The 16,135-nt window shown below is 63.6% G+C and carries 15 protein-coding genes; 6 read left to right on the top strand and 9 right to left on the bottom strand.

Annotated features, from left to right (window positions below):
• Window positions 1-75 precede the first annotated feature (75 nt).
• From fmt to ACZ3GY_RS19510, 4 genes are read left to right on the top strand one after another with little or no spacing between them, the layout of a single operon-like run.
• Window positions 76-1,017, top strand: coding sequence for a methionyl-tRNA formyltransferase (gene fmt / locus ACZ3GY_RS19495; RefSeq protein WP_465911647.1), 942 nt, complete (start codon window positions 76-78; stop codon window positions 1,015-1,017).
• Entirely contained in the window at window positions 1,014-2,330 is a 1,317-nt protein-coding gene (rsmB, locus tag ACZ3GY_RS19500) for a 16S rRNA (cytosine(967)-C(5))-methyltransferase RsmB (RefSeq protein ID WP_465911648.1), read from the top strand. Before fmt ends, rsmB begins: the two co-directional genes overlap by 4 nt.
• Window positions 2,327-3,700 (top strand): Trk system potassium transporter TrkA, encoded by a 1,374-nt coding sequence (gene trkA / locus ACZ3GY_RS19505; RefSeq protein WP_463562945.1) that lies wholly within the window; start codon window positions 2,327-2,329, stop codon window positions 3,698-3,700. The genes rsmB and trkA overlap by 4 nt, the downstream gene beginning before the upstream one ends.
• Before the next feature lie 10 nt (window positions 3,701-3,710).
• On the top strand, window positions 3,711-4,031 hold the full coding sequence (locus tag ACZ3GY_RS19510; RefSeq protein WP_465911649.1) for a tetratricopeptide repeat protein: 321 nt from the start codon (window positions 3,711-3,713) through the stop codon (window positions 4,029-4,031).
• Between the two features lie 57 nt (window positions 4,032-4,088).
• Here the strand turns inward: ACZ3GY_RS19510 and ACZ3GY_RS19515 are convergent, their stop codons facing one another.
• Window positions 4,089-4,988 (bottom strand): LysR family transcriptional regulator, encoded by a 900-nt coding sequence (locus tag ACZ3GY_RS19515; RefSeq protein ID WP_463562947.1) that lies wholly within the window; start codon window positions 4,986-4,988, stop codon window positions 4,089-4,091.
• A 174-nt stretch (window positions 4,989-5,162) separates the two neighbouring features.
• On the opposite strand from ACZ3GY_RS19515, the gene ACZ3GY_RS19520 reads away from it, so the two are divergent.
• Window positions 5,163-6,455, top strand: a complete 1,293-nt coding sequence (locus ACZ3GY_RS19520; protein ID WP_463562948.1) for an MFS transporter — start codon at window positions 5,163-5,165, stop codon at window positions 6,453-6,455.
• 159 nt (window positions 6,456-6,614) lie between these two features.
• Here ACZ3GY_RS19520 and ACZ3GY_RS19525 read toward each other — a convergent pair whose 3' ends face one another.
• From ACZ3GY_RS19525 to ACZ3GY_RS19540, 4 genes are all read right to left on the bottom strand, one after another.
• Window positions 6,615-7,991: an aspartate aminotransferase family protein gene (locus tag ACZ3GY_RS19525; RefSeq protein WP_463566168.1), complete on the bottom strand. Its 1,377-nt coding sequence runs from the start codon at window positions 7,989-7,991 to the stop codon at window positions 6,615-6,617.
• 43 nt (window positions 7,992-8,034) lie between these two features.
• A complete protein-coding gene (locus tag ACZ3GY_RS19530) occupies window positions 8,035-9,498 on the bottom strand; it encodes an NAD-dependent succinate-semialdehyde dehydrogenase (RefSeq protein ID WP_465911650.1) in 1,464 nt (487 codons plus the stop codon).
• A 132-nt stretch (window positions 9,499-9,630) separates the two neighbouring features.
• Complete coding sequence (locus ACZ3GY_RS19535) at window positions 9,631-10,281, bottom strand: 7-cyano-7-deazaguanine/7-aminomethyl-7-deazaguanine transporter (RefSeq protein ID WP_463562950.1); 651 nt, start codon at window positions 10,279-10,281, stop codon at window positions 9,631-9,633.
• Between the two features lie 304 nt (window positions 10,282-10,585).
• Window positions 10,586-11,128 carry a C40 family peptidase gene (locus ACZ3GY_RS19540; RefSeq protein ID WP_465911651.1) on the bottom strand — a complete coding sequence of 181 codons (543 nt, stop codon included), beginning with the start codon at window positions 11,126-11,128 and terminating at the stop codon, window positions 10,586-10,588.
• Between the two features lie 323 nt (window positions 11,129-11,451).
• Between ACZ3GY_RS19540 and choX the strand changes: the two genes are divergently transcribed.
• Complete coding sequence (gene choX / locus ACZ3GY_RS19545; RefSeq protein WP_465911852.1) at window positions 11,452-12,369, top strand: choline ABC transporter substrate-binding protein; 918 nt, start codon at window positions 11,452-11,454, stop codon at window positions 12,367-12,369.
• A gap of 7 nt (window positions 12,370-12,376) precedes the next feature.
• On the opposite strand, the gene ACZ3GY_RS19550 is transcribed toward choX, so the two are convergent.
• From ACZ3GY_RS19550 to eutC, 4 genes are all read right to left on the bottom strand, one after another.
• The gene (locus ACZ3GY_RS19550; RefSeq protein WP_225836722.1) at window positions 12,377-12,856 is read right to left on the bottom strand and encodes an Lrp/AsnC family transcriptional regulator; all 480 of its coding nucleotides are present in this window, start codon (window positions 12,854-12,856) and stop codon (window positions 12,377-12,379) included.
• A 1-nt stretch (window position 12,857) separates the two neighbouring features.
• On the bottom strand, window positions 12,858-13,859 hold the full coding sequence (gene doeB / locus ACZ3GY_RS19555; RefSeq protein ID WP_465911652.1) for a N(2)-acetyl-L-2,4-diaminobutanoate deacetylase DoeB: 1,002 nt from the start codon (window positions 13,857-13,859) through the stop codon (window positions 12,858-12,860).
• Window positions 13,860-13,929: 70 nt separating this feature from the next.
• Entirely contained in the window at window positions 13,930-15,120 is a 1,191-nt protein-coding gene (gene doeA, locus ACZ3GY_RS19560; RefSeq protein WP_465911653.1) for an ectoine hydrolase DoeA, read from the bottom strand.
• Window positions 15,121-15,148: 28 nt separating this feature from the next.
• Window positions 15,149-16,126 carry an ectoine utilization protein EutC gene (eutC, locus tag ACZ3GY_RS19565; protein WP_465911654.1) on the bottom strand — a complete coding sequence of 326 codons (978 nt, stop codon included), beginning with the start codon at window positions 16,124-16,126 and terminating at the stop codon, window positions 15,149-15,151.
• Window positions 16,127-16,135 lie beyond the last annotated feature (9 nt).

A 16,135-nucleotide genomic window follows, 5' to 3' on the forward strand; every position in this document is an offset into this window, starting at 1 on the left:
CTTGCTTCGCGAGCCTTTTCTTTTTCAGGTGAGACGCACGGCCAGGCCAGCGCTTCCCAGCAACCGCGAGACACCATGACCGAAGCTCTGCGTATCGTATTCGCCGGCACCCCGGAATTCGCCGCCGCCCACCTCAAGGCGCTGCTCGACACGCCGCACCAGATCGTCGCGGTGTACACCCAACCGGATCGCCCTGCGGGCCGCGGGCAGAAACTGATGCCCAGCCCGGTCAAGCAGCTTGCCCTGGAACACGACATTGCCGTGCTGCAACCGCCGAGCCTGCGTGACGCAGCGGCACAGGCCGCGCTGGCCGCGCTGGCACCAGATCTGCTGGTGGTGGTCGCCTACGGGCTGATCCTGCCGCAGGTGGTGCTCGATATTCCACGCTTCGGCTGCATCAACAGTCACGCCTCCCTGCTGCCCCGCTGGCGTGGTGCCGCGCCGATCCAGCGCGCGGTGCAAGCGGGCGACGCAGAAAGCGGCGTAACCGTGATGCAGATGGAAGCCGGCCTGGACACCGGGCCGATGCTGCTCAAAGTGCGTACGCCGATCACTGCCGACGACACCGGCGGCAGTCTGCACGACCGTCTCGCCGAGCTCGGCCCGCCTGCGGTGATCGAAGCCATCGCCGGTCTGGCCAGTGGCACCTTGATGGGTGAGGTGCAGGACGACGCCGCGGCCAACTACGCCCACAAGCTGAACAAGGACGAGGCACGCCTCGACTGGGCACGCCCGGCCGACGAGCTGGAGCGACGGATCCGTGCCTTCAACCCCTGGCCGATCTGCCACAGCACCCTCAACGACGCGCCGCTCAAGGTGCTGGCCGCCCGCCTCGCTGAGGGCCTGGGCCAGCCCGGTGAAATCCTCGCAGCCAGCAAGGACGGCCTGACCGTTGCCTGCGGTAACGGCGCCCTGCTGCTCACTCGCCTGCAATTACCCGGCGGCAAAGCGCTGAACTTCACCGACCTGTACAACAGCCGCCGCGAGCAGTTCGCCGTCGGCACGGTGCTGGTATGAACCCCAGGCTGGCGGCCGCCCGCGCCCTGGCGACGGTACTCGAAGGCAAGGCCTCGCTGGGCAGCAGCCTGCCACCGCTGCTCGACAAGGTCGAGGCACGCGACCGCGGTCTTGCCCAGGATCTGGCCTTCGGCGCCGCGCGCTGGCAACCACGCCTGGCGCTGATCGCCGACAAGCTGCTGCGCAAACCCTTCAAAGATGGTGATCGCGACCTCGAAGCCCTGCTGCTGATCGGCCTCTACCAACTGTTTTACACGCGGATTCCCGCCCATGCGGCGATCGGCGAGACCGTCGGCTGCGTCGACAAACTGAAGAAGACCTCGGCCAAAGGCCTGCTCAATGCCGTGCTGCGCAACGCCCAGCGCGACAGCGAGAGCCTGCTGGCCGAACTGGATCGCGATCCGGTGCTGCACACCGCCCATCCGCGCTGGCTGCAAAAACAACTCAAGGCCTTCTGGCCCGAGTACTGGCAGGCGATCTGCGCGGCCAACAACGCCCATCCGCCACTGATCCTGCGGGTCAACCGTCGCCATGGCAGCCGTGACGGCTATCTCGCCCAGCTGCGTCAGGTCGGTTTCGAAGCGGAGCCCTGTGTCTTCAGCCGCGATGGCATCCGCCTGCTGCAGGCCTGTGACGTGACCCTGCTGCCGGGCTTCGCCGAGGGCCACGTCAGCGTGCAGGACGAAGCCGCGCAGTTGGCTGCCGACCTACTGCAACTGGCGCCCGGGCAACGCGTGCTGGACGCCTGTGCGGCCCCCGGTGGCAAGACCTGCCACCTGCTCGAAGCCGAGCCTGGGCTGCAACAGGTGGTCGCCGTCGACCTGGAAGCCAAGCGCCTGGTGCGCGTACGCGAGAACCTCGACCGCCTGCAGCTCGATGCCACGCTGATCGCTGCCGATGGCCGCGATACGGCTGCCTGGTGGGACGGCAAGCCGTTCCAGCGCATCCTGCTCGATGCGCCCTGCTCGGCCACCGGTGTGATCCGTCGCCACCCGGACATCAAGCTGACCCGTCAGCCGGACGACATTCCGGCGCTGGCCAAACTGCAGGGCGAACTGCTCGACGCGCTGTGGCCCACCCTGGAAGTCGGCGGCATGCTGCTCTACGCCACCTGCTCGACCCTGCCGACGGAAAATACCGAAGTGATCGGCGCGTTCCTCGAACGTACGCCAGGCGCCCGTGAACTCGACATTGCAGGCCCCTTTGGCCTGCAACAGCCCCATGGTCGGCAACTGCTCGCCCAGCAGGACGGCCACGACGGTTTCTACTATGCCAAGCTGATCAAGATCGCAGCGGTTGGAGCAACCCGATGAAAATCATCATCCTCGGCGCCGGCCAGGTCGGCGGCACGCTGGCCGAACACCTGGCCAGCGAAGCCAATGACATCACCGTGGTGGATACCGACGGCGACCGCCTGCGCGCCCTCAGTGACCGCCTCGATATACGCACGGTGCAGGGCAAAGGCTCGTTCCCGACCGTACTACGCCAGGCCGGCGCGGATGATGCCGATATGCTGGTGGCGGTGACCAACAGCGACGAAGTCAACATGATCGCCTGCCAGGTGGCCTACACGCTGTTCCACACGCCGACCAAAATCGCCCGCGTGCGCGAGCCGGCCTACCTGACCCGCGCCGGGCTGTTCGACAACGAAGCTATCCCCATCGACGTGCTGATCAGCCCCGAGCAGGTGGTGACCAACTACATCAAGCGCCTGATCGAATACCCCGGCGCCCTGCAGGTTATCGACTTCGCCGACGGCAAAGCCCAGCTGGTGGCGGTCAAGGCCTACTACGGCGGCCCGCTGGTCGGCCAGCAACTGCGCCAATTGCGCGAGCATATGCCCAAGGTCGACACCCGAGTGGCGGCGATCTTCCGCCGCGACCGGGCCATCATGCCCCAGGGCGATACGGTGATCGAAGCCGATGACGAGGTGTTCTTCATCGCCGCCAAAGCCGATATACGCGCGGTAATGAGCGAAATGCGCCGACTCGAGGAAGGCTACAAGCGCGTGGTGATCGCCGGCGGTGGCAACATCGGCGAGCGCCTCGCCGAAGCCATCGAAAGCCGCTATCAGGTGAAGATCATCGAGATGAACCCGGCGCGCTGCCGCTATCTCTCGGAGAACCTGGAAAGCACCATCGTGCTGCAGGGCAGCTCCTCAGACCGCGATCTGTTGGTGGAAGAAAACATCAAGGATGCCGACATCTTCCTGGCCCTGACCAACGACGACGAAGCCAACATCATGTCGTCGCTGCTCGCCAAGCGCCTGGGCGCACGCAAGGTGATGACGCTGATCAACAACCCCGCCTACGTCGACCTGATTCAGGGCGGCGAGATCGACATCGCCATCAGCCCGCAGTTGGCGACCATCGGCAGCCTGCTGACCCACGTACGCCGCGGCGATATCGAAAGCGTTCACTCGCTGCGCCGCGGCGCCGCCGAAGCCCTGGAGGTGATTGCCCACGGCGATACGCGCTCGAGCAAAGTGGTGGGCAAGGCAATCAAGGATATTTCCCTGCCACCCGGCACCAGCATCGGCGCGATCATTCGCAACGATCAGGTGCTTATCGCCCACGACGCCACGATGATCGAATCCGGCGACCATGTGATCCTGTTCCTGATGGACAAGAAACACATTCGCGATGTCGAGCGGCTATTCCAGGTTGGCCTGACCTTCTTCTAGGGAGCACGTCATGAGCACCGAAGCACTGGAAAAGATGCTCGCCAAGGGTGTGGATAACTCGCTGCTGCGCTTCGGCCTGGGCAAGGGCTATCTGGATGCTGGCGAGGCGGCGCAGGCAGCCGAACACCTGCAACGCTGTATCGAGCATGACCCGCAGTATTCGGCCGCGTGGAAGCTGCTGGGCAAGGCCCACCAGGCCGCCGGCAAGCCCGATGCCGCCCGCGCCGCCTGGCAGAGCGGTTTACAAGCCGCACAGGTCAAAGGCGACAAGCAGGCGGAAAAGGAAATGAGCGTATTCCTGCGCAAGCTGGACAAGAGCGCCAGCGCTTGAATCGCGACGCAACCCGTAACCTCAACCCAGGCTACGCAAAGCGGTGCCCAGCCCCGCTTACTTCATCGCCTGCACTTCCCGAGTCAACAGATCGATAAAGGCTTGGGCCAATGGCGAATGTTCCTGGCGGCGTTTGACCAGCCATACCGCTGTGGTGGCATCGGCATCCATCAGTGTGCGGAACACCACGCCATCGATGCGGATGCGTCGGAACGAGGCCGGCAGCACGGAAACACCAAGGCCCGCGGCCACCAGACCGATGATGGTCAATGCTTCGTGTGCCTCCTGAGTGATCCGTGGGCTGAACCCGGCCTGCCGCGCCAGGTTGAACAACTGGCCGTACAGGCCGCTGCCGTAACTGCGCGGGAAGAACACGAAGGGCTCATCAGCCAGCTCCGCCAAGGCCAACCCGCGATCCTGCTCGCCAGCCAACGGGTGACCGGCATGCAGCAGCGCCACCAGCGGTTCGCTGAGCAGCTCCACCGCGTCCAGCTCGGCGGGCAGCTCCAGCGGGCGAATCATGCCGATCTGCAGTTTTTTTTCCAGCAGCGCCTGGCTGACCTGACGGCTGGTCATTTCCTGCAGATTGAGGTGTACCGCCGGAAACGCCTGGCGAAAGGCGAACACTGCCCGCGGGATGATCGACACGAACGGCGCCGATGCGGTGAAGCCGATCTGCAGCTCGCCGATCTCGCCCTGTTCGGCGCGGCGCACCACATCCACCGACTTGCTGACCTGGGCCAGGGTCTGGCGAGTCTCCTCGAGAAACAGTCGCCCGGCGTCGGTGAGCGCCACATGGCGGTTGCTGCGCTCGAACAGACGCACCCCGAGTTCCTGTTCCAGCGCTTGGATCTGCTGGCTCAGCGGTGGTTGGGAAATACCCAGCAGCTCGGCGGCGCGGCCGAAATGAAGTTCTTCGGCGACGGCCACGAAGTAACGCAGATGGCGCAGCTCCATGAATCCTTCATAGGTCGTTAAACATATCGATCGTGTCGAATATTATATTGGAAAGAACTTGCTCGCCTATTTATCCTTGTGACCATTCCCAATAACAACAACCACCCATGCCGGCATCCGCCCGCGCATGAAGTCGCGTTTCGCCTGGGAAAAATGAGTGTCCAAGAGGTCGTAATGAGTCAGCCCGTTCCACACGCACCCAACGAGTGCGTTCCCGCCAACATTGAAGAGCCTGCCTCCCGCAGCGTTGTCGCAGAGCCTGTTTATATCCAGAAAGGCACCCGTGCCTTTTTGCGCACCATCCTCGCCATGTGTTCCGGTGGTTTCGCCACTTTTGCTCTGCTCTATTGCGTGCAGCCGATGATGCCGATGCTGGCGCAGCAGTTCGATCTCAGCGCAGCGCAAAGCAGCCTGATCCTGTCCGTTTCCACCATCACCCTGGCCGTGGGCCTGTTGATAACCGGGCCGCTGTCCGATGCGCTCGGGCGCAAGCCGGTGATGGTCGTATCGCTGCTCGCCGCCGCGGTGTTCACCGTCGGCAGCGCGCTGATGCCGACCTGGGAAGGCGTTCTGGTCATGCGCGCGCTGGTTGGCCTGGCACTCAGCGGCCTGGCCGCCGTGGCCATGAGCTACCTGAGCGAGGAAATCGACCCGCTGCACCTGGGCCTGGCCATGGGCGTGTATATCGGCGGCAACGCCATCGGCGGCATGAGCGGCCGTCTGCTCAGCGGCGTACTGGTGGACTTCATGTCCTGGCACGCGGTGCTGGGCACGCTCGGCAGCCTGGGCCTGCTGGCCGGTGGGCTGTTCTGGCGCCTGCTGCCCGAGTCGCGCAACTTCCACCCACGCTCGCTACGCCCACGCAGCCTGCTGCAGGGCTACACCCTGCAGTTTCGCGATGCCGGCCTGCCGTGGCTGTTCCTGCAGGGCTTCCTGCTGATGGGCGCCTTCGTGACGATGTTCAACTACATCGGCTACCGCCTGATCGAAGCACCGTTCAAACTCGACCAGACCAGTATCGGCCTGCTCTCGGTGGTTTACCTGTCGGGCATCTACAGCTCCGCGCAGATCGGTGCCCTCGCTGACAAGCTGGGCCGTCGCAAGGTGCTCTGGGCGGTGATCGGCCTGATGCTGGCCGGCCTGGTGCTGACGCTGTTCGACGTGCTGCCGGTAATCCTGGTCGGCATGCTGCTGTTCACCTTCGGCTTCTTCGGCGCCCACTCGGTGTCGAGCAGCTGGATCGGCCGCCGCGCCACTCAGGCGAAGGGCCAGGCATCGTCGCTGTACCTGTTCTGCTACTACCTGGGCTCCAGCGTCGCTGGCACCTTGGGCGGCGTGTTCTGGCAGGCTGGCGGCTGGGACAGCCTGGGCCTGTTCATCGGCTCGCTGTTGCTGGTCTCCCTGGCCGTAGCCCTGCATCTGTCGCGTCTGCAGGCGTTGCCGATGGCGATTCAATCGCGGGGCTAAGCCGCACAAATGAAAACGCCGGCTACCTTCACAGGTCGCCGGCGTTTTTGCTTGGGCCGTACAGGTAGGGTGGATGACGCTTTTTTCATCCACCAAAAGGACGTGGCGGTGGATGGATGAAGCGTCGGCTACGCGCCCCGATCCACCCTACGGATAGACTCAAAGCACGTCGTTAGCGACTGCATCCACGGCGGCCTTGGCGATGGCGACGACTTCATCGGCCTGCGCCTTGGTGAGGATCAACGGCGGCGCGAAACCAAGAATGTCGCCGTGGGGCATGGCGCGGGCGATCATGCCGCGCTCCAGGCAGGCCGCCGACACTTTCGGGCCGACCTTTAGCGCAGGGTCGAAGGGCGTGCGGGCGTCCTTGTCGGCCATGAACTCCAGCGCGGCGAGCATGCCGTCACCACGCACTTCACCGACCAGCGGATGCCCCTCGAACGTCTGACGCAGTTGCGCGTTGAGGTAAGTGCCAACATCGGCAGCGTTGGCGGTGATGTTTTCCCGTTCGAGGATATCCAGGTTAGCCAGGGCTGCGGCGGCACAGATCGGATGGCCCGAGTAAGTCCAGCCGTGCCCCATGGCGCCGTCACGCGTCGAAGCGCTGTCGATCACGTTCCACACCTTCTCACCGACGATCACTGCTGAAAGCGGTGCATAGGCACTGGTCAGGCCCTTGGCGGTGGTCATCAGATCAGGCTTCATGCCGTAGCGCTGGCTGCCCATCTTGTCGCCGAGGCGGCCGAAGGCGCAGACCACTTCGTCGGCGATCAGCAGGATGTCGTATTTGTCGAGCACCGCCTGAATCGCCTGCCAGTAGCCCTTGGGCGGCACGATGATGCCACCGGTGCCCATCACCGGCTCGCCGATGAATGCCGCGACCGTATCCGCACCTTCGGCAAGAATCAGCTTCTCCAGATCCTCGGCGCAATGGCGTACGAAGGCCGCTTCGTCCATGCCTGCCGGCGCCTTGTAAAAATGCGGGCAGGCGGCGTGCTTGATGTCCGCTGCTGGCAGGTCGAAATGCTGATGGAAGGCGGCCAAGCCGGTGAGGCTGCCGGTCATGATTCCCGAGCCATGGTAGCCACGCTGACGGGAGATGATCTTCTTCTTCAGCGGACGGCCGAGCACGTTGTTGTAGTAACGCACCAGTTTGATCTGGGTTTCGTTGGCATCGGAGCCGGAGAGGCCGTAATAGACCTTCTTCATGCCTGCCGGCGCCCAGTCGATGATGCGGCTGGACAGCTCGATGATCGCCTCGCTGGAGTGCCCCACATAGGTGTGGTAGTAGGCCAGTTCCTTGGCCTGCTTGTAGATCGCCTCGGCCACCTCGGTACGGCCGTAGCCGATGTTCACGCAGTACAGCCCGGCGAAGGCATCGAGGTATTCGCGGCCCTGATGATCACGGATGTGCACGCCGGACGCGCCGGTGATGATCTTGCCTGGCAGCTCGCCGCTGGCATGATCATGGGCGTGGGTGGACGGGTGCATGAAGTGGGCGCGATCCTGTTCGAACAGCTTCTGGTAGTCGGTCATGGCGATCTCCATCGGATTCAGAGTAGGTAGTCGGGGCAGGGCGTCAGTAACGCTGGCCCTGATGGTGGATGCAGAAATACTTGGTCTCGACGAAGGCTTCGAAGCCGTCGCTGCCGCCTTCACGACCCAGGCCGGAGGCCTTCATGCCGCCAAAGGGAATCGGGTGGCCGGTGAACTTGGTGCCGTTGACCGCGACCATGGCGTGCTCCAGCCGGCGGATCAGCGGCTGCACCACATCCAGCCGGTTGGAACAGATGTAGGCGGCCAGCCCATATTCGGTGTCATTGGCCATGGCCACAGCCTCGTCCAGCGTGTCGAAGGCGCGCACACCGGCGATGGGCGCAAAGTTCTCTTCACGATAGATGCGCATGGCGTCGGTAACATCCGCCAGCAGCGTCGGCTGCCAGAACCAACCGCCGAGAGCATGGGGTTCACCGCCAACCAGCAAGCGCGCGCCTTTCTCCAGCGCATCAGCGACCCGCTCGGCCGTTATATCCATGGCAGCCTGGTGCATCAGCGGGCCGATAGCGTGACGATCCTCCAGGCCTGGGCCGACGCTCAAACCACGCACGGCCTTGGCGAAGCGCTGCAGAAAAGCTTCGTAGACTGGGCGCTGCACCAGGATTCGGTTGGCGGCGCAGCAATCCTGACCGGAGGTCTGGAACTTGGCGTCCAGCGCGACCTGTACCGCGTGATCTAGATCGGCGTCGTCACAGACGATCAGCGGCGCGTTGCCGCCTAGTTCCAGCGCCACCTTCTTTACATCCGTAGCAGCAGCCTGAAGCACCAGCTTGCCGACCCGGGTCGAGCCGGTGAAGCTCACCGAGCGCACGCGAACGTCCCTGACCAACGTTTCCATGGCCATCTGCGGCTCACCGAGCAGCACATTGAACACGCCGGCGGGGAAGCCCGCTTCCTCGGCCAACTGCGCCAGGGCGAAGGCAGAGTAGGGTGTTTCGTGGGCCGGCTTGACCACCACGGTGCATCCCGCCGCCAGTGCGGCAGCGGCCTTGCGGGTAATCATCGCGCAGGGAAAATTCCACGGGGTGAGCAGGGCGCAGACGCCCACCGGCTCCTTCAGCGTGCCAAGGTGAGCGCCGGGAATATGGCTGGGAATGGTCTGCCCATAGAGGCGCCGCGCTTCTTCGGCGAACCAGGGAATGAAGCTGGCGGCATAGCGGATCTCGCCACGGGCCTCGGCCAGGGGTTTGCCCTGTTCCTCGCTGAGGATGCGCGCCAGGTCTTCCTGATGCAGCAGGATCAGCTCGGCCCAGCGACGCAACAAAGCGCCGCGATGTTCCAGGCTCTGGTCACGCCAGGCGCCGAAAGCACGCTGGGCGGCATCCACGGCAGCGACGATCTGGGGCTGGCCAAGCATCGGCACATGGCCGATCACGCTGCCGTCGGCAGGATTTTGCACGGCAACGCTGGAGCCATCGTCACTATGTACCCAGTGACCATCGATGTAGCACAGCGATTTGAACAGCAGGGGATGGTCGAGGGGCATGGCGATGTCTCCGGGCCGGTGGGCGTAGGAGACATGCTAAAGAAGGGCGGCCTGGTATTTTTCCCAAGCCGGGGTGGCGCTACCGCAGTTTTTTCTGAAGACGCCGGACAGGCAGTTGGTTTTTGCCGCCAGTCAGGCAGATACGCTGCGCTGCGGAAGGCGGCGCACGATGGCGCTGAGCAGCATGCCGTACAGCGGCACGAACAGAATCAGGCTGATGGCCAGCTTGATCACGTAATCCACCGTGGCGATCTCCAGCCAGTTGGCGGCCATGAACGGATCGTCGCTATGCCAGAAGGCCACCGAGAAAAACACAAAGGTATCGAGCAGGTTGCCAAAGATGGTCGAGGCGGTAGGCGCGACCCACCACTGGCGCATGCGCCGCAGGCGATCGAATACCTGGATATCCAGAAACTGGCCAAGGGCATAGGCAAGAAAACTGGCCATGGCGATACGGAACACGAACAGGTTGAATTCGCCGAGGGCCGCCACGCCGCCGAAGGCGCCCTCGTGGAAGAGCACCGAAACGATATAGGAGGCGATCAGTGCCGGCACCATCACTCGGGCGATGACCACGCGCGCAGCGTGCTTGCCGATCAGCCTCACGGTCAGGTCGGTCGCCAGGAAGATGAACGGAAAGCTGAATGCGCCCCAGGTGGTGTGCCAGCCGAAAATGGTGATCGGCAGCTGCACCAAGTAGTTGCTGGCGATGATGATGAGGATGTGAAACGCGATCAGCGCAGCCAATACGGCGCGGCTGACCGATGCAGGAAGCAGGGTCATGTGGCATGTCCTTTTTCGTGAAATGGGGTTAGGGAACCCATTGCCGCAACCGACATGGCCACGAGCGGCGCGCAGTGTACCGCCTGCACCCACGTCAGGACAGCCCGCCCGCCGAGTGGCAGACGGCTTCATCGGTGGCGGCTTGAAGGCGGGAGCGGACGGTGAGCAGAGCGTTTGTGGGAGAGGCTTTAGCCGCGAGCTCTTTGCTCTTCAATAGAGCTCGCGGCTAAAGCCCCTCCTACAAAAAGAAAGCTCTGCATCCACCGGCCGCTTACGCCTTACAACAGTCGTTTCGCCGGCTCCGTCAGCCGTTGCTGGCCAGCTGGGTTTCTTCCGGCATCACCCGGCGAGCCAGCTGGAAGTGCTTTTTCCAGTAGCCGTCGCTGAGCTTGTCGATACGTACGTTGGTGCCGCGCCGTGGCGCGTGGATGAAGCGGTCGCTGCCCAGGTAGATGGCGACGTGATCGACGCTGCGCCCGCGAATGCGGAAGAACAGCAGGTCACCAGGCTCCAGATCGCCCTTGGCCACCTTGGGGCCATCGACCCGGGACAGGGCGCGAGAGGTACGGGGCAGTTCGAGGTCGTCGACCTTCTTGAACGCATAGTTGACCAGGCCGCTGCAGTCGAAACCACGCTCCAGGCTGGTACCGCCCCAGCGGTAGGGCGTGCCCAAGGCACCCATGGCGCGTTTGACCACGCTTTGCGCCGGCGTGTGCTCGACCTTGGCCGGCGGCACCACGCGGCTGCTGCCGTCCTGCAGGTGAACACGAAAACTGGCGGAGGCATTACCAACAGCGGCGCAGCACAGGGCGCCACCGAGAAACAGAGAAAGGAAAAATTTATTCAACGTGATGACCTTGAAGATACCCAAGCCGCCGTGAATCCTTTCCTGAATCAGCCACTTGTAACATTGATGAAATAGAGAGGGGCACTCCGCTCGTCCCGCAGGACGGACAAGTGAAATCGACGGCAAGTTCAATTTTTTCGCCACCCCCTCGACCAGCGGTCATGCTGTTTAACAGTATGCATGGAGCCTGCTGTCCAACTGCTGAATGAATCCAGATGATCGATACAGACTTGCCGATTTTCAGCGCCAATTGGCTTGCACTGCCGTGCTGACGGCCCTAGGGTTACGGCTCCCCATGCAAAAGGACGATGCCGATGAAGCCTATGAAGACCGTGATCGCTGTCAGCCTGCTGGCCATGAGTGCCAGCTTCCACAGCCTGGCGGAAGACGCCAAGTGCGCCACTGTCAGCCTTGCCGACCCAGGCTGGAGCGACATCGCGGTCACCAATGGCATCGCCAGCCTGCTGCTTGACGGCCTCGGCTACAAACCGCAGACCCGCACCCTCGCAGTGCCGATCATCTTCGCCGGTTTGCAGAAGGGCCAGGTCGATGTATTCCTCGGCAACTGGATGCCGGCCGGCCAACACGACTACGAGCGCTACGTCACCAGCGGCCAGGTCGACAAGGTGGTGGAAAACCTCGGTGGCACCGAATACACCCTGGCCGTACCGACCTACGCCTACGAAGAGGGCGTGCAGGACTTCAAGGATCTGCACAAATTCGCCGCGCGCTTCGGCAAGAAAATCTACGGCATCGGCTCCGGCTCACCGGCCAATGACTATATCCGCCAGATGATCGCCAACAACGAGTTCGATCTCGGCGACTGGGAACTGGTCGAGTCCAGCGAGCAGGCCATGCTGGTGCAGGTCGGCCGGGCCGAGAAGCGCGGCCAGTTCGTAGTGTTCCTCGGCTGGACACCGCACCCGATGAACATCCAGTACGACATGCAGTACCTCAAGGGCGGCGAGAAATTCTTCGGCAGCACCGGCTCGGTCAACACTCTGGCGCGCAAGGGCTACGTGGCCGAATGCCCGAACGTCGGCAAGCTGCTGACCAACCTGAAGTTCACCCAGGAGATGGAGAACACCATCATGGATCAGGTGCTGAACGGCAAGGTCGCCAATGCCACGGCCATCAAGACCTGGATCAAGGCCAACCCCGAGGTGCTCGATGGCTGGCTCGACGGTGTGACAACCCGTGACGGCGGCGACGCACTGCAGGCGGTAAAAGCCAAGCTGTAATTGCGCCTCACTCGTCGCCAAGCTCGGAAGGCGCGCCAGCGTTGTCCTGCTTGATGGTCTTGGTGACGATGTAGGTGAAATAGCGCTCGATACCGAGGTCTTCCAGCAACAGCTGATCGACGAAGCGCTGATAGTGATCGATGTCGCGGGCACGGATCATCGCGATGTAGTCGACGCCGCCACCCGTGGCGTAGCAGAAGGCGACTTCCGGCGCCTCACCCAGGCGCTGCTCGAAACGCCGCATGTCTTGCGCGGTGTGGCGGGCGAGGGTGATCTCCACCAGCACCTGCTGGGTCTTGAAGAGCGCGGCCCAGTCGATCTGCGCGCGATAGCCTTTGACCAGCCCGGCCGCCTCCAGCTTGCGCACACGCTCCCAGGCCGGGGTCACCGAAAGGTTGATCGCCTCGGCAAGGGCCGACTTGGTGATCCGCCCGTCCTCGGAAAGGATGCGCAGGATCTTCAGGTCGTAGCGATCGAGCTTGTGCATATCAGCCGACCACGTCAGCGATAACGGCAAGGGTGTCGCCGCCTTTCACCAGCCCGGGGAAATGCCGCGCAGCGAGCAGGCCGCTGCGCTTTGCGCGGTACTCGATGGCCAGCGCACCGGTACGTCGGGCGCTGTGGACGCGGGCAATCACCTCGCCCTTTTCCACAGCGTCACCAAGGTCGCGGCACATTTCCAGCAGGCCATCATCTTCGCTGGCGACGAAGCAGTCGCCGTCGGGCATATCGAGCATCACTGACTCATAGGCCTCGATTTCCCCGGCCAACAGGCCGAAATGGATCAGCAGGTTGCGCACGCCACGCTCGGCAATGGCCAGGCTCCTGGCCGTGCTGCTGCCACCGCCGCCCAGCTCGGTGGTGACGAAAATCTTGCCCTGTTCCTCGGCGGCCGTGTCGTACATGCCCACCGCATCGAGCTCCAGCATGCGCATGCAGTAGGGCGCGGCGAAGGCCCGCATGCCAGCCTCGCAGGCGGCATCCTGAGTCTTGTCGGCCAGCACGTGGCAGGCAGCGAAAGGCAGGAAGTCCAGCGTCCTACCGCCGGAATGGATGTCCAGCACCACATCGGCCATGGGTAGCAGGGTGCGTTGAAAATAGTCGGCGATCTTCTGCGTCACGGTGCCATCGGGCTTGCCGGGAAAGCTGCGGTTCAGATTGCCCTTGTCGATTGGCGAGGTGCGTGTGCCTGCGTGCACGGCAGGCGTATTCATGAACGGCACAATGATGATCCGCCCGCTGACATCCTCGGCGCGCAGGGTCTGCGCCAGCTTGCTCAGAGACAGCGGGCCTTCGTATTCATCGCCATGATTGCCGCCGGTAAACAGCGCCGTGGGGCCGCTGCCATTTTTCACCACGGTAAGCGGAATCATCACCGCACCCCAGGCGGAGTCGTCGCGGGAGTAGGGCAGCTTGAGGAAGCCATGCTGCACGCCGTCACGGTCGAAGTCGACGGTGGGGCTGATGGGGTTGTCACGCAACTGGGTCATTTATGGCATCCAGGCAGAGTGGACAGCCTCGCAGGCTTGTCCACCGTTCAACAAAAACGCGGCGGTGGGATCAGTCCTTCACGAACAGCTTGCGCGGTACGTCGCAGAAGGTTTCCACGCCGCGGTCGGTGATCAGGATCGATTCGGTGATCTCCAGCCCCCAGTCGTCCAGCCACAGGCCCGGCATGAAGTGGAAGGTCATCCCTGGCTGCAGCACGCTCTCGTCACTCGGCCGCAGGCTCATGGTGCGCTCGCCCCAGTCCGGTGGATAACTGATACCAATGGGGTAGCCGCAGCGGCTGTCCTTGTGGATGCCGAATTTCTCCAGCACTTTGAAGAACGCGCGGGCGATATCGCCAGTGGTATTGCCCGGCTTGGCTGCCTCCAGGCCGGCCGCGATGCCTTCGACCACGGCCTTCTCGCCATCGAGAAAATGCTGGGGCGGCTTGCCCAGGTAAACGGTGCGCGACAGCGGGCAGTGATAGCGTTTGTAGCACCCGGCAATCTCGAAAAAGGTGCCGGCGCCGCTGACCATCGGCGAGTCATCCCAGGTCAGGTGCGGGGCGCTGGCATCCGCGCCGGTGGGCAGCAGCGGCACGATGGCCGGGTAATCGCCGCCGTGCCCGTCGGCACCGAGGATGCCCGTGCGGTAGATTTCAGCGACCAGCTCGTTCTTGCGCAGGCCCGGCTCGATCTTCTCGAAGATGGCGGCGTGCATCTTCTCGACGATCTTCGCCGCGATGCGCATGTAGCCGATTTCAGTGGACGACTTGATCGCCCGCTGCCAGTTGACCAGCGCCGTAGCATCGATGAAACGCGCATTGCCAAGGTTGCGCTGCAGCGACCCGTAGGCCGCAGCGCTGAAGTAGTAGTTGTCCAGTTCGACACCGATGCTGAGCCTGTCCCAGCCACGGGCGGCGATCACGTCCCTGGACAGATAATCCATTGGGTGCCGCTCGGTGGACTGCACGTAGTGATCGGGGTAACCGATGATGTTCGCCTGCTCCATGAACACCGTGCGCTTGGCGCCATTGGCATCCTGGCCACGGCCAAACCACACCGGCTCGCCATCCAGCGCCAGCAGCACGCACTGGTGTACGTAGAACGACCAGCCGTCATAGCCGGTCAGCCAGGCCATGTTGGATGGGTCGGTGACGATCAGCAGCTCGATGCCTTTGGCCTGCATGGCACTGCGCGTCTTGGCGATACGCTGGGCGTACTCTTCCCGGCTGAAGGGAAGGTTGACGATGATTTCGGACATTGCGGTTGCCCTCCAGGGTGGAACGGATTCAGGAATCGAAGGTGAAGCCCTTGCCAGCTGCGGTCGCCCGCTCGTAGGCAAGGTTGGCGATGGCGGTGTCTTGGGCGCCTGTGCCGGTCAGATCACACAGGGTGATTTGCGCGGCGCTGCGACGCCCAGGACGCTGCCCGGCGATGACCTGGCCGAGCTCGGCGAAGTCCGTCTGGGCACCAACCAGGCCAGCGGCGATGGCGTGGTGCAGCTCGCCCAGCACACGGGTTTGGGAAAGGCGGTCGGCCACGTAGGCGTCGACCTGCGCCAGCACGGCTGGAGCGATCTCGTTCTTGTGCTCAGCATCCGAGCCCATGGCGGTGATATGCAGGCCAGGGCGCAGGTGTTCGGGCAGGATCAGCGGTTCGCGGCTCGGCGTGGTAGTGATGGCGATATCGGCGCCATCCAGCGCAGCCGCCACACTGTCGACCGCCCGGGCATCGCCCAGCTCGGCGGCCATGGCAGCGGCCTTGCTCCCGTCGCGAGCCCAGATACGTACTTCTCGCACGTCACGCACCAGGCGCAGCGCCTGCAATTGCAGGCGGGCCTGTTCACCGGCGCCGAGAATGGCAACCGCGCGGGCATCCTCCCGGGCCAGCCATTTGGCGGCCACGGCGCCAGCCGCAGCGGTGCGTACCGCAGTGAGGTAGCCGTTATCGAGCAGCAGGGCATCGGCCAGGCCGGTGTGCGCCGAGAACAGCATCATCAAACCATTGAGGCTGGGCAGGCCGAGCCTGGGATTGTCGAAAAAACCCGGACTGACCTTGATGGCGAAGCGCGGTACGCCGGGCAAGTAGGCGGTCTTCACGTCCACTTCGCCGTTGTGCTCGGGGATGTCCAACCGCAGGATCGGCGGCATCGCCACCTCGGCCGTGGCCAGCAGGCGGAAGGCGTTTTCCACCACCACCAGGCTGTCGGTATCGAGGCCGACGCAGTTGCGCAGGTCGGTCTGGTTGAGAATCAGGGTCTTGGCCATGGGGCTTCC

It is taken from the genome of Pseudomonas sp. PME37.24/006 (genome assembly GCF_055556635.1).

Bases quoted from the DNA above. Each gene is read 5' to 3' on its own strand.
- ACZ3GY_RS19525 (WP_463566168.1), bottom strand. From the start codon at position 7,991: ATGACCGACTACCAGAAGCTGTTCGAACAGGATCGCGCCCACTTCATG.
- rsmB (WP_465911648.1), top strand. From the start codon at position 1,014: ATGAACCCCAGGCTGGCGGCCGCCCGCGCCCTGGCGACGGTACTCGAA.
- ACZ3GY_RS19510 (WP_465911649.1), top strand. From the start codon at position 3,711: ATGAGCACCGAAGCACTGGAAAAGATGCTCGCCAAGGGTGTGGATAAC.
- ACZ3GY_RS19535 (WP_463562950.1), bottom strand. From the start codon at position 10,281: ATGACCCTGCTTCCTGCATCGGTCAGCCGCGCCGTATTGGCTGCGCTG.
- eutC (WP_465911654.1), bottom strand. From the start codon at position 16,126: ATGGCCAAGACCCTGATTCTCAACCAGACCGACCTGCGCAACTGCGTC.
- ACZ3GY_RS19515 (WP_463562947.1), bottom strand. From the start codon at position 4,988: ATGGAGCTGCGCCATCTGCGTTACTTCGTGGCCGTCGCCGAAGAACTT.
- fmt (WP_465911647.1), top strand. From the start codon at position 76: ATGACCGAAGCTCTGCGTATCGTATTCGCCGGCACCCCGGAATTCGCC.
- ACZ3GY_RS19550 (WP_225836722.1), bottom strand. From the start codon at position 12,856: ATGCACAAGCTCGATCGCTACGACCTGAAGATCCTGCGCATCCTTTCC.
- choX (WP_465911852.1), top strand. From the start codon at position 11,452: ATGAAGACCGTGATCGCTGTCAGCCTGCTGGCCATGAGTGCCAGCTTC.
- ACZ3GY_RS19520 (WP_463562948.1), top strand. From the start codon at position 5,163: ATGAGTCAGCCCGTTCCACACGCACCCAACGAGTGCGTTCCCGCCAAC.
- doeB (WP_465911652.1), bottom strand. From the start codon at position 13,859: ATGACCCAGTTGCGTGACAACCCCATCAGCCCCACCGTCGACTTCGAC.
- doeA (WP_465911653.1), bottom strand. From the start codon at position 15,120: ATGTCCGAAATCATCGTCAACCTTCCCTTCAGCCGGGAAGAGTACGCC.
- ACZ3GY_RS19530 (WP_465911650.1), bottom strand. From the start codon at position 9,498: ATGCCCCTCGACCATCCCCTGCTGTTCAAATCGCTGTGCTACATCGAT.
- trkA (WP_463562945.1), top strand. From the start codon at position 2,327: ATGAAAATCATCATCCTCGGCGCCGGCCAGGTCGGCGGCACGCTGGCC.